Here is a 15,894-nt window from a genome sequence, read left to right as displayed (position 1 = left end):
GGGAGTCCCGAGGGGAGTTCGGCCGTGCTTCGCACGTTGAGTTCGCGGTAGACGCGGGTGAGGTGCTGTTCCACCGTGCTCACGATGATGCCAAGTTCTCGGCTGATCGTGCGATTGGTGGTCCGCCTCACCCGGCGGCTGCCACGGTGCGGCGTTCACTCGAGCGCCACGGTGTTGGAGCTGCTTACGCAGCCATTACGGGGAAACGGGTCGGTAGGCCCGCACATAGTGGAGGGAGAAGCCGAGGTCGCCGCTCGTGACCGAGGTGAAACCCGCGTCCTGGGCCATCGGGGCGAGGCGGTCGATCGGATTGTGTCGCATGTCGTTGCCTGCCAACACTCCGGCGAGATGCTGACCCAGGCGACCCTGCGGTGGTCGGAAATCGACTACCACGGCGCAGCCTCCTGGACGCAGCACCCGGTACATCTCCGATATGGCCTTGGCGCGTGCGGCTTCGGGTCCATGGTGCAGAGCCAAACTCGAGAGTACGACGTCGAACGAGGCGTCGGGGGCAGTCAGCGCCTCGGCCTTGCCGAGTTCGAAGGAGCAATTGCCGTGGCCCCGGACCTGCCGGGCGCGGTCGATCATCGGTTCTGACGGGTCGATTCCCACGGCATCTCCCTCGGATGCCACAGCACCGGCGGCCAGTGCGGTCAGATACCCGGGCCCGCATCCGACATCGAGCACGCGGTCACCGGGCTGCGCCCCGCTGAGTTCGACGATCCTGCCGTAGACGCGCCGTCGGTGTCGGTTGAATACGACCAGGGACATCAGATCGTAGAGCCGAGCTTGCCGAAGCGCGCCCGGCGCGTCCGCCTGTGCCCGCCCGCGCAGGAGATGTCTGAAGACCATGAGAACCCTCACTAACTTAGTGGCGACTAAGGACGAGTTGAGCTTAGTCGTCACTAAGTTAATGGGCAAGCGTGGATACGATGCGGACATGACCGAACAGCAGGGGCCGTCGGGCCGCGCGATGGCGGGGCGTTCCCGGATGACAGGACCGCAGCGCCGCGAATCGATCCTGGTGGCGGCGACCGAGGTGTTCGCCGAGGTTGGCTACCAGCGTGCGAGGACGGCTGCGGTAGCGCGACGGATCGGCGTGAGTGAGCCGGTGATCTTTCAGAACTTCGGCACCAAGGCCGAGCTGTTCGCGGCGGCGGTGCGCCGGCGCGCGGATCAGATCTGCGCCTGGTTGGCGGACTTCGTGGCACGGCAGGAGTCGGTGTCGGCGCTGCTAGCCACTGTCCTGGACCCTGTGCACCTGCAGCGTGTGCACACTCCGGGGTCGATCGGCGCACTCTTCGCCGATGCCTCCGCCATCACCGGCGAGCCCGTGATCGAGGCGGCCTCACAAGATGCGACCCGCCGCATCGCCGTTGCACTCGCGGCCGTGCTCGAGCACGGCCGCTGCGCCGGAGAGCTGCGGGCCGATCTGGACGTCGAGGCCGGCGCATGGTGGCTGCTATCCCTGACGGCGTCGCAGAAGTTCCGCCGTGCCACCGCACCCGATTCCGTAGACGTCGAATCCCGTCTTGCCGAGACCGTATTGGACTTCCTTGTCGGCCAACGCCGTCATGACTGAGAGGGTGACTTGGAGTCGGATAATCACTCGTGGAGGGGCGCCGAGCCTGTCGAAGCCCATCTCGGTGACGAAAGCTTCCGAGTGCGCCCACCCGGGCAGGAGAAGCTGGGAGGGCTTGACCAATGGCCGTGGTATCTCACAGTCACCCTCAGCACTGGGCGGCCGGGGCACGCCGGTGCAGGGCGGTGATCGGCCCCTCCTCCCGGTCGCTCGCCGCGATCGTGGGTACCGGGTGCAGCGGGAGACCCGAGGGGAGTTCGGCCCTGCTTCGCACGTTGAGTTTGCGGTAGACGCGGGTGAGGTGCTGTTCCACCGTGCTCACGGTGATGCCGAGCTTGCGGCTGATCGTGCGGTTGGTGTGTCCCAGCCCGGCCAGCGCCGCGACCCTGCGCTCGGCCTTGGTGAGCGAGGCGACTCCATCGGTCTCCCGGGACGCACCACCGTGCTCGCCCGAGGCCTCGCCGCTGGACACCAGTTGCTGGTGCAGGGCCGTCGCATGGCAGCCTCGCGCGAGTTCCACCGCGCGCTCCAGCGTCTCGCGCGCCTTGGCCTGGTCCCCGTCGGCGCGGCTGGCTTCGGCGAGTGCGCCCAGTGTGGCCGCGAGTTCGAGCTGATCGCCGGATTCCAGCAGCAGCTTCGTGGACTCCTCCAGCTGGTGCGTCCGCAGCGCCGGCGGCGACGACGCGGCGAGCAGCCGCAGCGAGACGCCCCTCGTGCGCGCACCGGCGCCGGGTAGCGCCATCTGGTCCACAAGGGACTGCCTGGACTGTCCTGCTCGGCCGAGCAGCAGCTGTACCTGTGCCACGCCGCTGCGCCACGGCGCGATCGCGGGATGGTCGATGTTCCACTCGGTCATCAGCGCACCGCACTGCCGGAAGTCGTTCAGCGCCGCGGTGGGGCGGCCCGTTGCCAGGAAGTACTGGCCCCGCGCGTAGAGGTAGGGCGGCCCGAACCAGGTGGTGAACATGTCCGAGGGAACCGGGTGCTTCAGCAACGAGGCCGCCTCGGCGAAGTCACCCATGGCCGTGGTCGCGAGGAGCAAGGTGGACAGTGGCGTGCCGATGCCGGCACCCCATTCCTTCGCGCTCAGCTGATCGAGCGCGGCCCTGGCATGTTCGGCGGCGAGAAGCGGATCGCCGAGCCGCATCGCGATGTCGGACCTGACGGTGCGCAACTGCGTCCGCCATGCCGTGGCGCGCCGGTGGTCCGCTTCGGCCAGCAACGAGTCGCAGAGCACAGCGGCGCGGTCGGACCTCTCCGCGTAGACCAGTGTCAGCAGGGCGTGGAGCAGCGTGTCCAGCGACCGGTCGGTCATCGCGCAGGTCTGCAGGATGTGTTCCGCCGCGTCAACGGCGGTGTCGAGCGGTCCCCGCGTCAGCACGGCACCCAGTGCCGCCGCGGCTCGCCGCCCTGGTGCCTCGGCAGGGGGTAACGCGCCGTCGCCGACCACATCGAAGCCCACGTCGGAATGCCTGGGGAAGTGCGGAGGGTGGGAGAACGTCAACAGCAGGTAGGCTAGCTGGAGTTCACCCCGCTCGCCGGGGTCCTGCCGGCGCAACAGCGAGCGCAGCGTCGCGGCGGCCTCGTCCGCCTTCCCGTGCCACAGAAGGTACTTGACCAGCGTCAGCGAGCCGGTGTCGCTCAGGTAGCCGTCCCGCAGCGCTTTCTTCAGCCCGTTGATGCGGTGGCCCGCGGTGGCGGGGCGAGAACGCCATTCCGCTCTGGCGAGTAGCTCGGTGAGCATCGCGCGGTCCCGCTCGTCGGCGCATTCGCGCTGGGCGAGTTCGAGGCACGCGGCGGCCAGCATCTCCTCGTCGTGTTCCAGCGCGAGTTCGGCGGCTTCCCTGAGCACGGTCACGGCCCATCGGCCGTCGGCGCGGTTCGCCGCGATGAGGTGGCCTGCCACCGTTGTCGCCGATTCCCCGTCCTGGTTGAGCAGTTCGGCGGCGTGCGCGTGCAGTGCCGAACGCTCGTCGGGCGGGAAATCCCGCAGCACGGCCGCTCTGGCACCGGGATGCCGGAAACCGCCGTTCTCCACGAGACCCGCCATGGTGAGCACGTCGAGCACCTGCGCGGCCGAGTCCGCCGTCATCCCGAGCAGCCGTCCCAGCCGGTGCGGCGAGCCGTGTTCGCCGAGCAGCGCCAGGCCGCGCGCGACCTGGAAGAGCGTGAGTTCCCACCGTTGCAGGCAGGCGAGGACGGCCTGCGCGAACGCGTCCCCCACCACCGGCGCCGCTCGCGACTCCGGGGACACCGGGTGTTCGGAGCTGAGGTAGTCCTCGATCAGCGCGTGCAGCAGCAACGGATTCCCGCCGCTGGCCTGGTAGTAGGGAGGCGCGAGCTGGCGGACCGTCACAGGGTCGAAGCGCTGGGCGAGAAGCTCCGCGACACCGGCCTGCGACAGGGGGGCGAGCCGGAGCCTGCTGAAGTAGGGCAGGCGGGCGATCTCGATGTGGAACGGCAGTTGCCTCGGGCGCGGCTGGGACCACTCGGTGAGGATCAGCAGGACGGGCGCCGAACGCATCCGGCGTTGCAGGTGCAGGAGTACCTGAAGGGACTGGCTGTCGGCGAACTGCACATCGTCCACGCCGAGCACGAGCGGCCGGTCGGACGCGAGTCCGAGCAGCGTGGCCGACAACTCGCGAATCACCTGCGGATGTGGCGGCGGGTCGCCGTCGGTGTCCTGAGGTGCGGACATCCCGTTCTCTTCGATCGAAAGGGCGAGGTTCCCCGCCACTTCCCTCGACAATGTCGCCTGTTGCAGTAATTGGTCAACGACGCCCAATCGAATTATTTGCTCCGCTCTTGACGCGGTCGCGGTGAGAACGATAGCTCCGCTCTCGGAGGCGATATCGGCGAACGTGTTCAACAACTTCGTCTTTCCGCTGGCGACACCGCCGGTGAGCAAGGCGACCTGACCGTGCCCCCGCTGGGACCGGGCGAACAGTTCCCGCAGCGCGGCGATTTCCCGATGCCGTTCCACCACGTCGATGTTCGCCCGTTCTCCCGGTGTTGCCCGGATCGGTGCCGCATGCCGTCGTGACTCGCTGTGATCGATCAGCGTCCCTGCATCCCTCTCCACGGGATCAAATCTACCGTCGGAATATTCGTCTCGTAAAGATATTACGGACTGTGCACGAAGGGTGGTGTTCTTTAACGCGTTCGCCGGTAAGGTCGGTATCGAACTTCGCATTCAGTGATCATCTTCGGCCGCGAAGGAACGGACTTTGTCAGGTCGTAGTCGTTTGTGGACGCATTACGTCCTGTTCGAGTCCGATACTCGTCCCGATCAGGTTCTCCCTCTATCGTGATCCTATGGCGAATCAGATCGAATATTCCCCCGAGTTGCTCGACTACGTTCGGGACGTGTCCCTCAGGGACGACGAGATCTTGCGTGACCTCCGGCACGAGACAGCCCAGCTGCCGATGGGCGAGGCCATGCAGGTGATGGCGGAGGAGGGCCAGTTCCTGGCGCTGCTGGTGAGCCTTGTCGGGGCGCGGGAGGTACTCGAAGTGGGCACCTTCACGGGATACAGCACGCTGTGCATGGCCAGGGCTCTCCCGGCGGACGGCAGGCTGGTGACATGCGACATCAGTACGAAGTGGCCGGACATCGCACGGCCCTACTGGGAACGCGCGCAGGTCGCCGACCGCATCGACGTGCGCATCGGTGAGGGTTCCGCCACGCTCGCCGCGCTGGAGGCCGAGCGAGGGCCGGGAAGTTTCGATCTCGTGTTCATCGACGCCGACAAGAGCGGATACCGCGCGTACTACGAGGCCGCCCTGACTCTGGTTCGCCAGGGCGGCCTCATCGTGCTCGACAACACGCTGTTCTTCGGCAGGGTGATCGACCCCGGGATCCAGGACCCCGACACGGTCGCCCTGCGTGAACTGAACACGTTCATCCGCGACGACGACAGGGTGGAGATGGCCCTGCTCCCCAGCGCTGACGGGATCACGCTGGCGCGCAAGAAGACCGGGTGAGGCGTCAACCTCAAGGCGTGGCCGCCACCGCGTGGTCGGCGGCCAGGTCCGGGGCGGTCAGCCGCATCGTCGTCGGCGCGCTGCGAGGCGCGGGAAGCAGGTGCAGTCGCTGCACCGCCTCGGGCGCGGTCACCAGCTCGTCGAGGCAGGCGCAGGACTGCTCGCCGTACCCCGCGAACCGGTAGGCGACCTCCATCATGCGATTGCGGTCGGTGCGGCGGAAATCGGCGACGAGATGCACCCCGGCGCGGGCGGCCTGGTCGGTGAGCCAGTTCAGCAGCACAGCGCCCGCACCGAAGGAGACCACCCGGCACGAGGTCGCCAGCAACTTCAGATGCCAGACCCCGGGATGGAAGCGCAGCAGCAGAACGCCGACGGCCCCGTGCGGGCCGAAGCGGTCGCGCAGGGAGGTCACCAGCACCTCGTGCGCGGGGTCGTCCAGCAGCCCGCGCAAGGTCTCGTCCGAGTAGTGCACGCCGGTGGCGTTCATCTGGCTGGTGCGCACCGTGAGTTCCTCGACCCGGCTCACGTCTTCCTGACTCGCCCTGCCGATCTCCATTTCGAGGTGCAGCGAGCGCAGGAACTCCTCGTCGGGCCCGGTGAACGCGGCCTGTTCGGCCTCCCTCCGGAACCCGGCCTGGTACATCTGCCTGCGCCTGCGCGAATCCGTGGTCACCGTGGCGGGACTGAACTCGGGCAGGGCAGGCAGGGAGAGCACCTGTTCGGCGGTGTAGCAGCGGACGTCGGGCAGGTGGTACAGCACCTCGGCCCGCTCCGCGGGCTGGTCGTCGATGAACGCCATGGTGCTCTGTTTGAACTTCAGCTTCTCGGCGATCTCGCGGACGGCGTCGGACTTGCGGCCCCAGCCGATCCTCGGCAGCACGAAGTACTCGGCGATGCCCAGCTCGTCGAGTCGGGCCAGCGCGAGGTCCTGGTCGTTCTTGCTGGACACCGATTGCAGGATGCCGCGTGAGTCGAGTGTGGTGACCACCTCGCGGACCGCGTCGGCGAGCCGGACCTCGCGATCCTCCAGCAGCGTTCCCTGCCACAGTGTGTTGTCGAGATCCCAGACCAGGCACTTCACCAGATTCTGCGGGTCGGGCACGATCCCTCCTCGATGAAATCAACGTGAGGCGCCTGCGACGGCGTGCTCGGCGAGCAGCAGCTGGCAGATCTCGTTACTGCCCTCGATGAGTTCCATCAGCTTCGCGTCCCGGTAGGCGCGCGCGACGACATGGCCGTCCCGTGCTCCTGCCGAGGCGAGTACCTGCACGGCCCTCGCCGCCCCTCGTGCGGCGTTCCGCGCGCTGACGTGCTTGGCGAGCACGGTGGCGATGACCAGGTCCGGCGACGCCTCGTCCCAGCAGCGGCTGGCTCTTTCGCAGGCCAGCGCCGCAGTCCGTTCGTCGGCGACCAGTTCGGCCAGGTGCCGGGCCACCAGCTGGTGCCCCGCGAGAGGAACGCCGGACTGGGTCCGGTTCGCGGCATGCGCCGCCGCCGAGGCGAGACAGGCGCGCAGGATGCCGACACACCCCCACGCGACGGAGAACCGCCCGTAGGCCAGCGCGGTGGTGAGCAGCAGTGGCAGTGACTGGCCGACGCCGCCGAGAACACTGGAGGCGGGCAGCCGCACCTCGTCGAGTTCGACCTCCGCGTGTCCCGCCGCGCGGCAGCCGAGTGGGTCGGCGACCTTGCGCACCCTGACGCCGTCGGCCGACGACGGCACCACCACCGCGGCCGCGCCGCCGTCGAACCGGCCGACGACGATCAAAAGGTCGGCGTAGCAGGCGGCGGTCATCCACACCTTGTGCCCTGTCACCACCACGGTGTCGCCCTCGGCACGGATCTCGGTGCGGATGGCGGAGAGGTCGCTTCCGGCTTCCGGCTCGGAGAAGCCGACGGCGGCGAGGTGGCCGCTGGTGAGCTGGGCGAGCAGCGTGTCCCTCTGGCTCCGGTCGCCGAACCGCTGCACCGTCCACGCTGCCATGCCCTGCGAGGTCATCACGCTACGCAGCGAGCTGCACCGGCTGCCGACATGGGCGGTGAACTCGCCGTTGTCCGCGCTGGTGAGGCCGCGACCGCCATGGGCGGTGGGAACCTGAGCGCACAGCAGACCGGCGGTGCCGAGTTCGCGCAGGACCTCCGCCGGGATACGACCCGCGAGGTCCCACGTCTCGGCGTTCTCCGCGACGAGCGAATCGACGAGGGCTCGCTCGGCAGCGAGGTGATCAGGCACCGGAGTGGGCCGTCGAGTCGTCGCGCAGACGCAGGACGAGGTCGGTCATCTTCGCGACGGTCTGGAAGTTGTCCAGCTTCAGATCCGGCCCCGTGATGGAGATCCCGTAGTTTTGTTCCAAGTGGACGATCAGCTCCATGGCGAACATGGACGAGACCAGCCCCGAGGAGAACAACTCCTGGTCGCGGTCGAGCTTCGTCTTGGTGCGCCCTTCGAGCAGGTCGAGCAACGCGGCCTCGATGGCCGCCGCGTCCGGCACGTTGTCGGTCGTGGTCACGGCTTCGTCCTCCCGTAGTCGTAGAAGCCCCTGCCGCTCTTGCGGCCGAGGTCACCGTCGCGGACCTTCGCCAGCAGCGTGTCGCACGGGCGGGCGCCCTCGTCGCCCGTGCGCTCGTAGATGGCCTGGAGAGAGTCCGCGAGGTTGTCGAGGCCGATGAGATCGGCCGTGCGCAGCGGTCCGGTGGGATGCCCGAGGCAGCCTTCCATCAGCGCGTCCACCGCCTCCGCTGTGGCCGTCCCGCCGCCGACCAGCCGGGCCGCGTCGTTGATCATCGGGTGCAGCAGCCTGCTGGTGACGAAACCGGGCGAGTCGCCGACCACGACAGGGCGGCGGTCGAGCGCGGTGAGCAACGCGGTGATGGCGGCCATCGTCTCGTCGCCGGTGCGCGGACCCCGCACCACCTCCACCATCCGGATCAGATACGCCGGATTCATGAAATGTGTGCCGGCGAGTTCGGCGGGCCGTGCCACCCAGTTCGCCATTTCATCGACAGGTATTCCCGAGGTGTTCGAGATGATCGGCGTTCCGGGGCGAACGAGCCCGGAATACTCGCCGAGTACTTTCGCCTTCACCTCGGTCGATTCGGTCACCGCCTCGATGACGGCCGTCACCCCGGCCACCTCCTCGGGGACGGTGGTGGTGACCAGGTCGCCGAGTGGCACTCCTGCTGGCTGGGCTCCCAGCAGCCTGGCGTGCCGGAGCATGCCGTAGATCGAGGATCTGGCCTGGTCAAGGACAGTGTCGCCGAGGTCGGTGAGGATCACAGGGACGCCGTGCCCGAGAATCATCGTGGCGATGTTGGTGCCCATCACCCCGGCTCCCACGACGGCAACGCGGTGGGCGTTGTGGGTCGTCATCGAACCTCCGCAGATGTCGCCGCGCCGCCGTAGCACGAATTCGGAACGGAAATCACCGGAAAAGACCGCGGAAATCAACTCCGGGGCAGAACCGGTGAGAACTCGGCGAACACGAGGCTATTGACGCGCGAGTTGCCCGGTCAAGCCCCTAATACCGGAGGGAAGAAAGTGGGTCCCCTAAACGGACTTTGTCAGGTCGGTTCTCACCATTCGCCGCCTTCCTGCCTCGCGCGCCGCCGGGAGACGTCGTGTTAGGCGGCTGTTAGAGCCGTTCGGGACGCTGGTCCTCAAGGCGCACGCTGGAGCTCAGGACAGGGGTGACCGAGGCGTGGACGACGTGGGTGAGCGCGACCGCTTGACCAGATTCACGGCGGAGGTCTTCGCCTCGCTGGCGAGGTCGGACCAGCGCGCGAAGGCGGAACTGTACCTGAGGGGACTCCTGCTGGACGGCGGGCGCAAATCGATGCTTCCGATGGCGCGCCGCCTCGGCATCGATCACCAGGTGCTCCAGCAGTTCGTCACGTCCTCGACGTGGGAGCTGATGCCGGTCAGGGCGCGGTTGGCGCGGTGGGCCAGCCGGCTCGTGCGACCGGTCGCCTGGGTGATCGGCGATCTCGCGTTTCCCAAGGACGGCACCGGGTCCGCCTGCGTGGCGCGGCAGTACGCCCCCGGTCTGGGGAAAGTCACGAACTGCCAGGTCGGTGCCAGCATGCACCTGGTCGGTGACAGCGTCGCCGCGACGGTGAACTGGCGGCTGTTCGTGCCGCTGGAATGGAACCGCGAAGGACCGGTCGCCGAGACCTCGCGGCGGCGCCACCGCTGCGGCGTCCCGCGCACCGAAACCCACCGTCCACTGTGGGTGCTCGCGGTGGAGATGCTCGACGACCTCGTCGGCTGGGGGCTTCGCCCGCCCGTCGTGGTGGCGGGCGACGGATACGGCGACAGCGACGGGTTCAGGGCGGCACTGGACCGGCGCGGGCTGCCCTACGTGGTGCGGGTCGGCGGCGAGGTGGTGGCAGGCACGGTCATCCGCCCCACGGAGATCAGGCGGCGCATGGAACAGGGCAGGCAGGAACTGGTGGAGCGCTTCGGCCTTGGTCATTTCGAGGGGAGATCGTGGATCGGCTGGCACCGGCACGTCACACTCGCCTCGGCCGCGCAGGTGTTCTCGAACGCCGAGCGGCTCGCCTACGCCGAGGACGGCAGGGAGACGGCCTGATCCGACCCCGGATCCGACCCCGGATCGGGCACTGGATCGGGCACTGGATCGGGCGAGGTCAGGTCCCTCTGGCCCCTCTCACCCCTCAGACTCCGCTGACCCCTCAGTCCCCAGTCCACACCGGAGGGCGTTTCTCCACGAACGCCAGCGGTCCTTCGCGGGCGTCGCGGCTGTGCATCCGCCTGTCCTCCCACGTGTAGCGAGTGGCGAAAGCCTGGTCCAGCGGCAGCGCCACCGATGCCGCCGCGGCCTCCTTGACGGCCCGCACGGACAGCGGAGCGCAGCGCAGGATGTCCCGCACCCACCCTGCCACGCAGTCGTCCAGCTGGTCGGCGGGCACCACGTCGTTGACGAGACCGAGGTGCAGTGCGCGGTCGGCGGAAAGGCGCCGTCCCGTCATCAGATGGCCGAGCGCGGTGCGAAACGGTAGCTGCCTCGCCAGCCGGAACACCCCGCCCGCGCCGGGAACGAGGCCGAGGCGGGCTTCGGGAAGCGCGAAGGTGGCGTGCTCGGCCGCCACGATGATGTCGCAGGCCAGCGCCAGTTCGAACCCTCCGCCGAGCGCGTAGCCGTTGACCCTGGCGATCAGCGGTTTCGACAGGTCGAACCGTTCGGTGAGCCGGGGCCAGCCCGGCCGCCCGCGACTGCCGAAACTCGAAGGGCCCTCGCCACCCTCGACCCTGGCGACGAGTTCCTTGAGGTCCTGGCCCACCGAGAAGGCCCGATCGCCAGCCCCGGTCAGCACGCCGAGCCAGATCGTGTCGTCGCGGTCGAAGTCGTCCCAGACCTCGGCCAGTTCGACGTGCATCCGCAGGTCCATCGCGTTGAGGACCTCCGGCCGGTCGAGCGTGACGTAGGCGACGTGCCCCTCCTTGCGGTAGCGGACGCGTGGCTTCTCGTCCGGCATCGGGCCTCCCTGTCGAGTTCGGCGATCAGAACGGGTAGAGCGGGGCGGTGCCGCGCACGGTGAGCCACTGCCACTGGGTGAACTCGTCCCAGCTGTGCGGGGCGCCGTGGCGGCTTCCGTTGCCGGAGGCGCCTCGCCCTCCGAAGGGGACGTAGGCGTTGTCGTCGATGGTCTGGCCGTTGACATGCACGATCCCGGTGTGAAGGCGGGCGGCCATCGCGACACCGCGTTCGGCCGAACCGGTCTGCACGGCGGCGGAGAGGCCGTACTCGGTGCGGTTGGCCACCTCGACGGCCTCGTCCTCGTCCCGCACGACGATCACTGGCGCCACCGGGCCGAAAACCTCCTCGGTGAACGCGGGCATGTCCCCGGTGACGCCGGAGAGTACCGTCGGAGGGTAGAACAGTCCTCGTGGCTCTCCTCCCGCACACAGGTGCGCTCCCGCCGCGACGCTCTCCCGCACGATTCGATCCACTCTGGACAGTTGTGTGGTGTTGATGAGCGGACCGAGTGCGACCTTCCCGGTCCACGGGTCACCGACGGTGAGGCCCCGTGCTCGCGTGGCGAGGCGCTCCACGTAGTCGCCTGCCACCGACTCGACCACGATGTGCCTGCCCACCGCCATGCAGATCTGGCCCTGGTGCAGGAAGGAGCCCCAGGCGCCTGCCGAACTCGCCGCGTCGAGGTCGGCGTCCTCCAGCACGATCAGCGCGTTGTTCCCGCCGAGTTCCAGCGAGACCCGCTTGAGTGACCGTCCCGCCACGGCGCCCACCTCGCGACCGGCCGTGGTGGAGCCGGTGAAGGCGATCATGCCGACGGCCGGGTGCTCGGTCAGCGCCCTGCCGGGCCCCGCGTCACCGGGAAGGACGTGCAGGACGTCGCGGGGCAGACCCGCCAGCTCGAAGAGACGGGCGATCACCACGCCGCCGGACACCGGTGTGTGCACATCCGGTTTGAGCACGACGGCGTTGCCGAGCGCCAGCGCGGGCGCCACCGCCCGCAACGCGAGGACCAGCGGGAAGTTCCACGGGCTGATGACACCGACCACGCCGAGCGGAACCCTGCGCCCGACGCTGTGGTGACCGGGGTCGGCCGGCAGCAGGCAGCCGTGAGGCTGGGTCGGCAACGCAGCCGCCGCCCACAACTCGTCGATGGCCGAGCGGATCTCGAACTCCGCCTTCGCCGCGACCGCTCCGCCCTCCCGGATCAACCAGGCCGCGACGTCCTCGCGGTGTGTTTCGAGCAGCGACGCGGCTTCGCGCAGCACAGCCGCGCGGTCGGCGGGAGCCAGCGCGGCCCAGGAAGGCTGCGCCAGCTCGGCCGATCGGACGGCGGAACGGATGTCGTCGGCGTCGGCGATCCCGGTGACCGTGAGAACCGCGCCGGTGGCGGGTTCGGTGACCTCGACACTGCCGCCGCCCGCCTCCCGCCAGCCCGAGCTGAACACCTGACCGCGCACGGATTCCACGTCGAACACGGCGGCGCGTTCCTCCCAGCCGCGTGTCATGAGCCCTCGCCGGGCGAGCGCGGATGCGGGAGGCGGGCACGGCGGCCTAACGAGCCCATGACCGCCGCACCTTGTCGAGGACGTCCTCACCGTAGAGCCGAAGGGACTGCTCGGCGGCGAACTCGGCGAAGTACTCGCGGAAGGCGTCAGGCGATTCGTCGGCGAGGTTGAGCATCCGGCGGTTGGCCACGACGGCGGAATTGTCGAGCAGCTCGCGGGCGGCCTCCACCGCCGCGTCCATGTCGCGCGGATCAACCACCTCGTCGCAGAGCAGCCGAGCCTCCGGCTCGTGCGCCCAGATCTTGCGCCCCGACAGGATCACCTGCCTGGCGAGCCGGGGCCCTCCGGAGCGGGTGAGCCGGAAATTGCCCGCACCGGGCACGATGCCCTCCTGTGCGGCGGGGAGGCTGAAGTAGGAGTCGGCCGCCGCGATGACGTGGTCGAAGACCAGCATCAGCTGTGCGCCGCCCCCGATAGCGAACGAGTCGATCGCGGCGATCCACGGCTTGTCGCGGTAACGTCGTGGCCACGCGCCGGGGTGGTCGTCGATCAGCAGTCCGCGCACCAGCTTGGCGATGTAGCCGAGTTCCCGCCGCAGCAGGAAATCCACAAGGGAGATCTGTCCCGAGTGGAGTTTGGAGAGGTTGATTCCCGCGCTGAACACGCGCCTGCCCGCGTACCGGGGATGGGTCATCTCCCCTCCGCGCAGGATGCCGACCCTGACCTCCTCGTCGAGGAGCGCCAGGTCGATGGCGGTCTCCATGGCGTCGATCAGCTCGTTGTCCTCGGCGTTGAGCGCGGAGGTGTTGCACACGGTCAGATAGGCGGCGCCGCTGCGGCGTTCCAGCCGAAGCGGTCCCAGATCGACCTGCCCGCTCGCCGCGAACTCCGGGAGGAGCTCCTGCGCCCGTGCCGTCGGCAGCAGCATCGTGTCCAGCAGGTGCGGGCCCGCGATCCGGTCGCGCAGCATCGCGCGGAAGAACACGCCCTGGTCGATCTCGCGCCCTTCCTTCTCGTCCTGCCGCAGGCGCAGTTCGTCGGCGATCTGCCGCTCTGTCGGGACAAGGCCGGGAAACGCCGTGGCGGCGGCGTAGACCAGCTCCCGAAGGCGGAGGCGCTCGGTGAGGTCACCGGTCAGTCTGCGATACACGCTCTCGGCGTGTGTGACGAGGAACCGGGTGCGAAGCCGCCGTGCCGTGTCGTGCAGGCCGTCGGCGAGGGACTGCTGCGCGGTGGAGCGTTCACGTTTGGGCGGCAGGCCGGCGAGAGCGGCCTCGCAGTCACCGATCTGCGCGGTGAGTGCCGCCGCGTCGGTGTCGAGGGAGTTTCCGAGCTGGGCCGTGGGCAGGTCGGTCGCGGTCATCGGGCACCTCCGGTCAGAGCGGCGACCGGGGCCGGTTCCGGCTCGGCGAGGCGCCGCGCGTAGCGCAGCGCGCGGTCACAGGCGGCGAGATGCACGCCGAGCGCGTCGTCGAAGGCGCTGGTCGGTGCGTCGAGCACCAGGCGCCGCCGCACCGCGAACTCGGGGCCCGCGACACCGCCGAACTCGTGTGCCCGTGCCGCCGACACACCGTCGATGTCGTCGGTGACCTCGTCGAGCAGGCCCAGCTCGGCGGAGCGCGCCGCGGTCAGTTCGCCCGCGCGCAGCAGCAGCCTGCGGGTGCGGGCCACACCGATCTGCGTGACCAGCCGGTGCAGTGCCATGCCGGGCCAGAAATGCCCCGCGTCGATCGGCGGAGCCAGCGTGGCGCCGGTGGCAGCGATCCGATAGTCGGCGGTCAGCACCAGGTCGAGAGCGGGGCCCGCGCACCGTCCGGTGAGCACCACGACGGTGACCGCGGCGAGCCGTTCCATCCGGCGAAGGGCGCGTTCCCAGCGGTTGACCAGCCGGATACCGCCGTCGCCACCGGGCCACGACCCCGTGGCACCGTTCTCACCTCCGTGCAGGCGGACCATGGCGACGGCGGCGGAATCCGAGTTCTCCGCGTGGTCCTCGACACGATCGCAGAACTCGTTGACCGTGCGCACCAGCTCGGGGGAGAGCGGACCTTCGGCCGCCAGATCGAGCACGAGCGTGCCCTTCTCGGTCGGGGGCATCTGAGTCACCAATCTGCTAGTCGGGAAACTACCTGCGACCGGGCTCGTCGCCGGGACGCCACTGGATCAGGGCCGTCTCGATGGTGGAACCGGGGCCCATGGTCATCAGCACGCCGTAGTCGCCGGGGCGCACGACGCCCTCGTCAACGAGCGCGCTGTAGGAGAACAGGAACGACCCGCTGGAGAGGTTCCCGTAGTCGCGCAGCACCGACGTGGTGTGCCGGACGTCCCTTTTGGTCAGTCCGAGATTGACCATCACGGAGTCAACGACCTTCTTGCCGCCGGAGTGCACGATCCAGTGTGAGATGTCGTCCCTGCGAAGGCCGGTGCCCGCGAGCAGGCCACCGATGATCGTCTCGGCGTGTGCTCCCACCACGTAGGGCACGTCCTGGTCGAGGTAGAAGCTGAACTTGCCCGCGTCGTCGTCCCAGTCGTACCGCATGGCGTCGATCGCTTCCGGCACGATGCAGCTGTTGAACTTGAGGATCGCGGGCCCCTCGCGGTCGTCCTCGCCCGCGAGCACGGCCACCGAGGAGGAACCGTCGCCGAAGAGGCTGTTGACCACCGACGTTCGCATGGTGCCGTCGAAGACGTAGGCCGCCGAGCACGCTTCGATGCACAGCAGGACGGCGAGCTTGCCGGGGTGCGCCCTCGCCCAGCCGGACACCGCACCGAGGCCGTTGAGACCGGCGTTGCAGCCCATGCCCACCACGTCGAGGCGGGCGCAGTCGGATCGAAGGCCCAGCTCGCGGATGACCAGCGCGCTGAAGCCCGGGGTCAGAAAGCCGGTGGAGGAGACACAGCACAGGTAGCTGACGTCGTCGAGATCGGCCTCGGCCTGCTTGAGGCACGCCTGGAGCGACCGCGCGCCCATCTCGATGCCGTGGGTGCGGTGCTTCTTGAGCAGCTCGCCCTGGGTCTCCATGTGCCGGGTCCCGTCGGGCAGCTTGGGAGGAAGGTTGAGGAAGCGGCGCTCGATCGCACTGTTGAGGAACACCGACCTCACGCGGGGGTCGGTGATGCCGAAGATGTCGAGTAGTTCCCGCTGCGAGTAGGAGAAGGCGGGCACCGCCGTGCCGACGCCGATGATGCGCGCGTTGCCCGCACCGGGGTCGCCGGCCACGGACGAAACGTGCGGAAGCGGCTGTGTCTGTGTCATCAGTACTCCGCGAGAACTGTCGGGGCAGCCGATTGTTCCGAGTGAAAGACGTTCGTCGAAAATTGA

Annotated in this window: 14 protein-coding genes and 1 pseudogene; 3 read left to right on the top strand and 12 right to left on the bottom strand. The window is 68.9% G+C overall.

Annotated elements, in window-relative coordinates; all coding sequences use genetic code 11:
* Window positions 1-26 precede the first annotated feature (26 nt).
* Window positions 27-131 (bottom strand): annotated as a pseudogene (locus SACXIDRAFT_RS23800) (LuxR C-terminal-related transcriptional regulator); the annotation flags it as partial.
* Window positions 132-195: 64 nt separating this feature from the next.
* Window positions 196-864 carry a class I SAM-dependent methyltransferase gene (locus tag SACXIDRAFT_RS02570; protein ID WP_232285236.1) on the bottom strand — a complete coding sequence of 223 codons (669 nt, stop codon included), beginning with the start codon at window positions 862-864 and terminating at the stop codon, window positions 196-198.
* A gap of 76 nt (window positions 865-940) precedes the next feature.
* Between SACXIDRAFT_RS02570 and SACXIDRAFT_RS02565 the strand changes: the two genes are divergently transcribed.
* On the top strand, window positions 941-1,582 hold the full coding sequence (locus SACXIDRAFT_RS02565; RefSeq protein ID WP_232285235.1) for a TetR/AcrR family transcriptional regulator: 642 nt from the start codon (window positions 941-943) through the stop codon (window positions 1,580-1,582).
* A 148-nt stretch (window positions 1,583-1,730) separates the two neighbouring features.
* Here SACXIDRAFT_RS02565 and SACXIDRAFT_RS02560 read toward each other — a convergent pair whose 3' ends face one another.
* Window positions 1,731-4,664, bottom strand: a complete 2,934-nt coding sequence (locus SACXIDRAFT_RS02560) for an ATP-binding protein (protein WP_006236904.1) — start codon at window positions 4,662-4,664, stop codon at window positions 1,731-1,733.
* A 233-nt stretch (window positions 4,665-4,897) separates the two neighbouring features.
* Here SACXIDRAFT_RS02560 and SACXIDRAFT_RS02555 point away from each other — a divergent pair, with 233 nt between their 5' ends.
* On the top strand, window positions 4,898-5,566 hold the full coding sequence (locus SACXIDRAFT_RS02555) for an O-methyltransferase (protein WP_006236903.1): 669 nt from the start codon (window positions 4,898-4,900) through the stop codon (window positions 5,564-5,566).
* 10 nt (window positions 5,567-5,576) lie between these two features.
* On the opposite strand, the gene SACXIDRAFT_RS02550 is transcribed toward SACXIDRAFT_RS02555, so the two are convergent.
* Genes SACXIDRAFT_RS02550 through SACXIDRAFT_RS02535 form a run of 4 tightly spaced genes read right to left on the bottom strand, consistent with a single transcriptional unit; the run spans window position 5,577 to window position 8,939 of the window.
* The gene (locus SACXIDRAFT_RS02550; RefSeq protein ID WP_006236902.1) at window positions 5,577-6,671 is read right to left on the bottom strand and encodes an HAD-IIIC family phosphatase; all 1,095 of its coding nucleotides are present in this window, start codon (window positions 6,669-6,671) and stop codon (window positions 5,577-5,579) included.
* An 18-nt stretch (window positions 6,672-6,689) separates the two neighbouring features.
* A complete protein-coding gene (locus SACXIDRAFT_RS02545; RefSeq protein ID WP_006236901.1) occupies window positions 6,690-7,802 on the bottom strand; it encodes an acyl-CoA dehydrogenase family protein in 1,113 nt (370 codons plus the stop codon).
* On the bottom strand, window positions 7,795-8,079 hold the full coding sequence (locus SACXIDRAFT_RS02540) for an acyl carrier protein (RefSeq protein WP_006236900.1): 285 nt from the start codon (window positions 8,077-8,079) through the stop codon (window positions 7,795-7,797). Before SACXIDRAFT_RS02540 ends, SACXIDRAFT_RS02545 begins: the two co-directional genes overlap by 8 nt.
* A complete protein-coding gene (locus SACXIDRAFT_RS02535; RefSeq protein ID WP_006236899.1) occupies window positions 8,076-8,939 on the bottom strand; it encodes a 3-hydroxyacyl-CoA dehydrogenase family protein in 864 nt (287 codons plus the stop codon). The genes SACXIDRAFT_RS02540 and SACXIDRAFT_RS02535 overlap by 4 nt, the downstream gene beginning before the upstream one ends.
* Window positions 8,940-9,267: 328 nt before the next feature.
* Between SACXIDRAFT_RS02535 and SACXIDRAFT_RS02530 the strand changes: the two genes are divergently transcribed.
* On the top strand, window positions 9,268-10,158 hold the full coding sequence (locus tag SACXIDRAFT_RS02530; protein ID WP_050986899.1) for an IS701 family transposase: 891 nt from the start codon (window positions 9,268-9,270) through the stop codon (window positions 10,156-10,158).
* A 103-nt stretch (window positions 10,159-10,261) separates the two neighbouring features.
* Here the strand turns inward: SACXIDRAFT_RS02530 and dpgD are convergent, their stop codons facing one another.
* Genes dpgD through dpgA form a run of 5 tightly spaced genes read right to left on the bottom strand, consistent with a single transcriptional unit; the run spans window position 10,262 to window position 15,828 of the window.
* A complete protein-coding gene (gene dpgD, locus SACXIDRAFT_RS02525) occupies window positions 10,262-11,065 on the bottom strand; it encodes an enoyl-CoA-hydratase DpgD (protein ID WP_006236897.1) in 804 nt (267 codons plus the stop codon).
* Window positions 11,066-11,090: 25 nt separating this feature from the next.
* Window positions 11,091-12,572 (bottom strand): benzaldehyde dehydrogenase, encoded by a 1,482-nt coding sequence (locus tag SACXIDRAFT_RS02520; RefSeq protein ID WP_006236896.1) that lies wholly within the window; start codon window positions 12,570-12,572, stop codon window positions 11,091-11,093.
* A 46-nt stretch (window positions 12,573-12,618) separates the two neighbouring features.
* Window positions 12,619-13,935, bottom strand: a complete 1,317-nt coding sequence (gene dpgC / locus SACXIDRAFT_RS02515; protein ID WP_006236895.1) for a (3,5-dihydroxyphenyl)acetyl-CoA 1,2-dioxygenase DpgC — start codon at window positions 13,933-13,935, stop codon at window positions 12,619-12,621.
* Entirely contained in the window at window positions 13,932-14,669 is a 738-nt protein-coding gene (gene dpgB, locus SACXIDRAFT_RS02510; RefSeq protein ID WP_006236894.1) for an enoyl-CoA-hydratase DpgB, read from the bottom strand. The genes dpgC and dpgB overlap by 4 nt, the downstream gene beginning before the upstream one ends.
* Window positions 14,670-14,697: 28 nt before the next feature.
* Complete coding sequence (dpgA, locus tag SACXIDRAFT_RS02505) at window positions 14,698-15,828, bottom strand: 3,5-dihydroxyphenylacetyl-CoA synthase DpgA (RefSeq protein WP_006236893.1); 1,131 nt, start codon at window positions 15,826-15,828, stop codon at window positions 14,698-14,700.
* Window positions 15,829-15,894: the final 66 nt, after the last annotated feature.

It is taken from the genome of Saccharomonospora xinjiangensis XJ-54 (assembly GCF_000258175.1).
Classification (GTDB): Bacteria; Actinomycetota; Actinomycetes; order Mycobacteriales; family Pseudonocardiaceae; genus Saccharomonospora; species Saccharomonospora xinjiangensis.
The sequence above is the reverse complement of the archived record's forward strand: the minus strand, read 5'-3'. Positions and strand labels throughout refer to the sequence as shown.

What these genes read in the sequence shown, in the direction of transcription:
- SACXIDRAFT_RS02565 (WP_232285235.1), top strand. Translation starts at nt 941, where the DNA reads ATGACCGAACAGCAGGGGCCGTCGGGCCGCGCGATGGCGGGGCGTTCC.
- SACXIDRAFT_RS02555 (WP_006236903.1), top strand. Translation starts at nt 4,898, where the DNA reads ATGGCGAATCAGATCGAATATTCCCCCGAGTTGCTCGACTACGTTCGG.
- SACXIDRAFT_RS02535 (WP_006236899.1), bottom strand. Translation starts at nt 8,939, where the DNA reads ATGACGACCCACAACGCCCACCGCGTTGCCGTCGTGGGAGCCGGGGTG.
- dpgD (WP_006236897.1), bottom strand. Translation starts at nt 11,065, where the DNA reads ATGCCGGACGAGAAGCCACGCGTCCGCTACCGCAAGGAGGGGCACGTC.
- SACXIDRAFT_RS02520 (WP_006236896.1), bottom strand. Translation starts at nt 12,572, where the DNA reads ATGACACGCGGCTGGGAGGAACGCGCCGCCGTGTTCGACGTGGAATCC.
- dpgC (WP_006236895.1), bottom strand. Translation starts at nt 13,935, where the DNA reads ATGACCGCGACCGACCTGCCCACGGCCCAGCTCGGAAACTCCCTCGAC.
- dpgB (WP_006236894.1), bottom strand. Translation starts at nt 14,669, where the DNA reads ATGCCCCCGACCGAGAAGGGCACGCTCGTGCTCGATCTGGCGGCCGAA.
- dpgA (WP_006236893.1), bottom strand. Translation starts at nt 15,828, where the DNA reads ATGACACAGACACAGCCGCTTCCGCACGTTTCGTCCGTGGCCGGCGAC.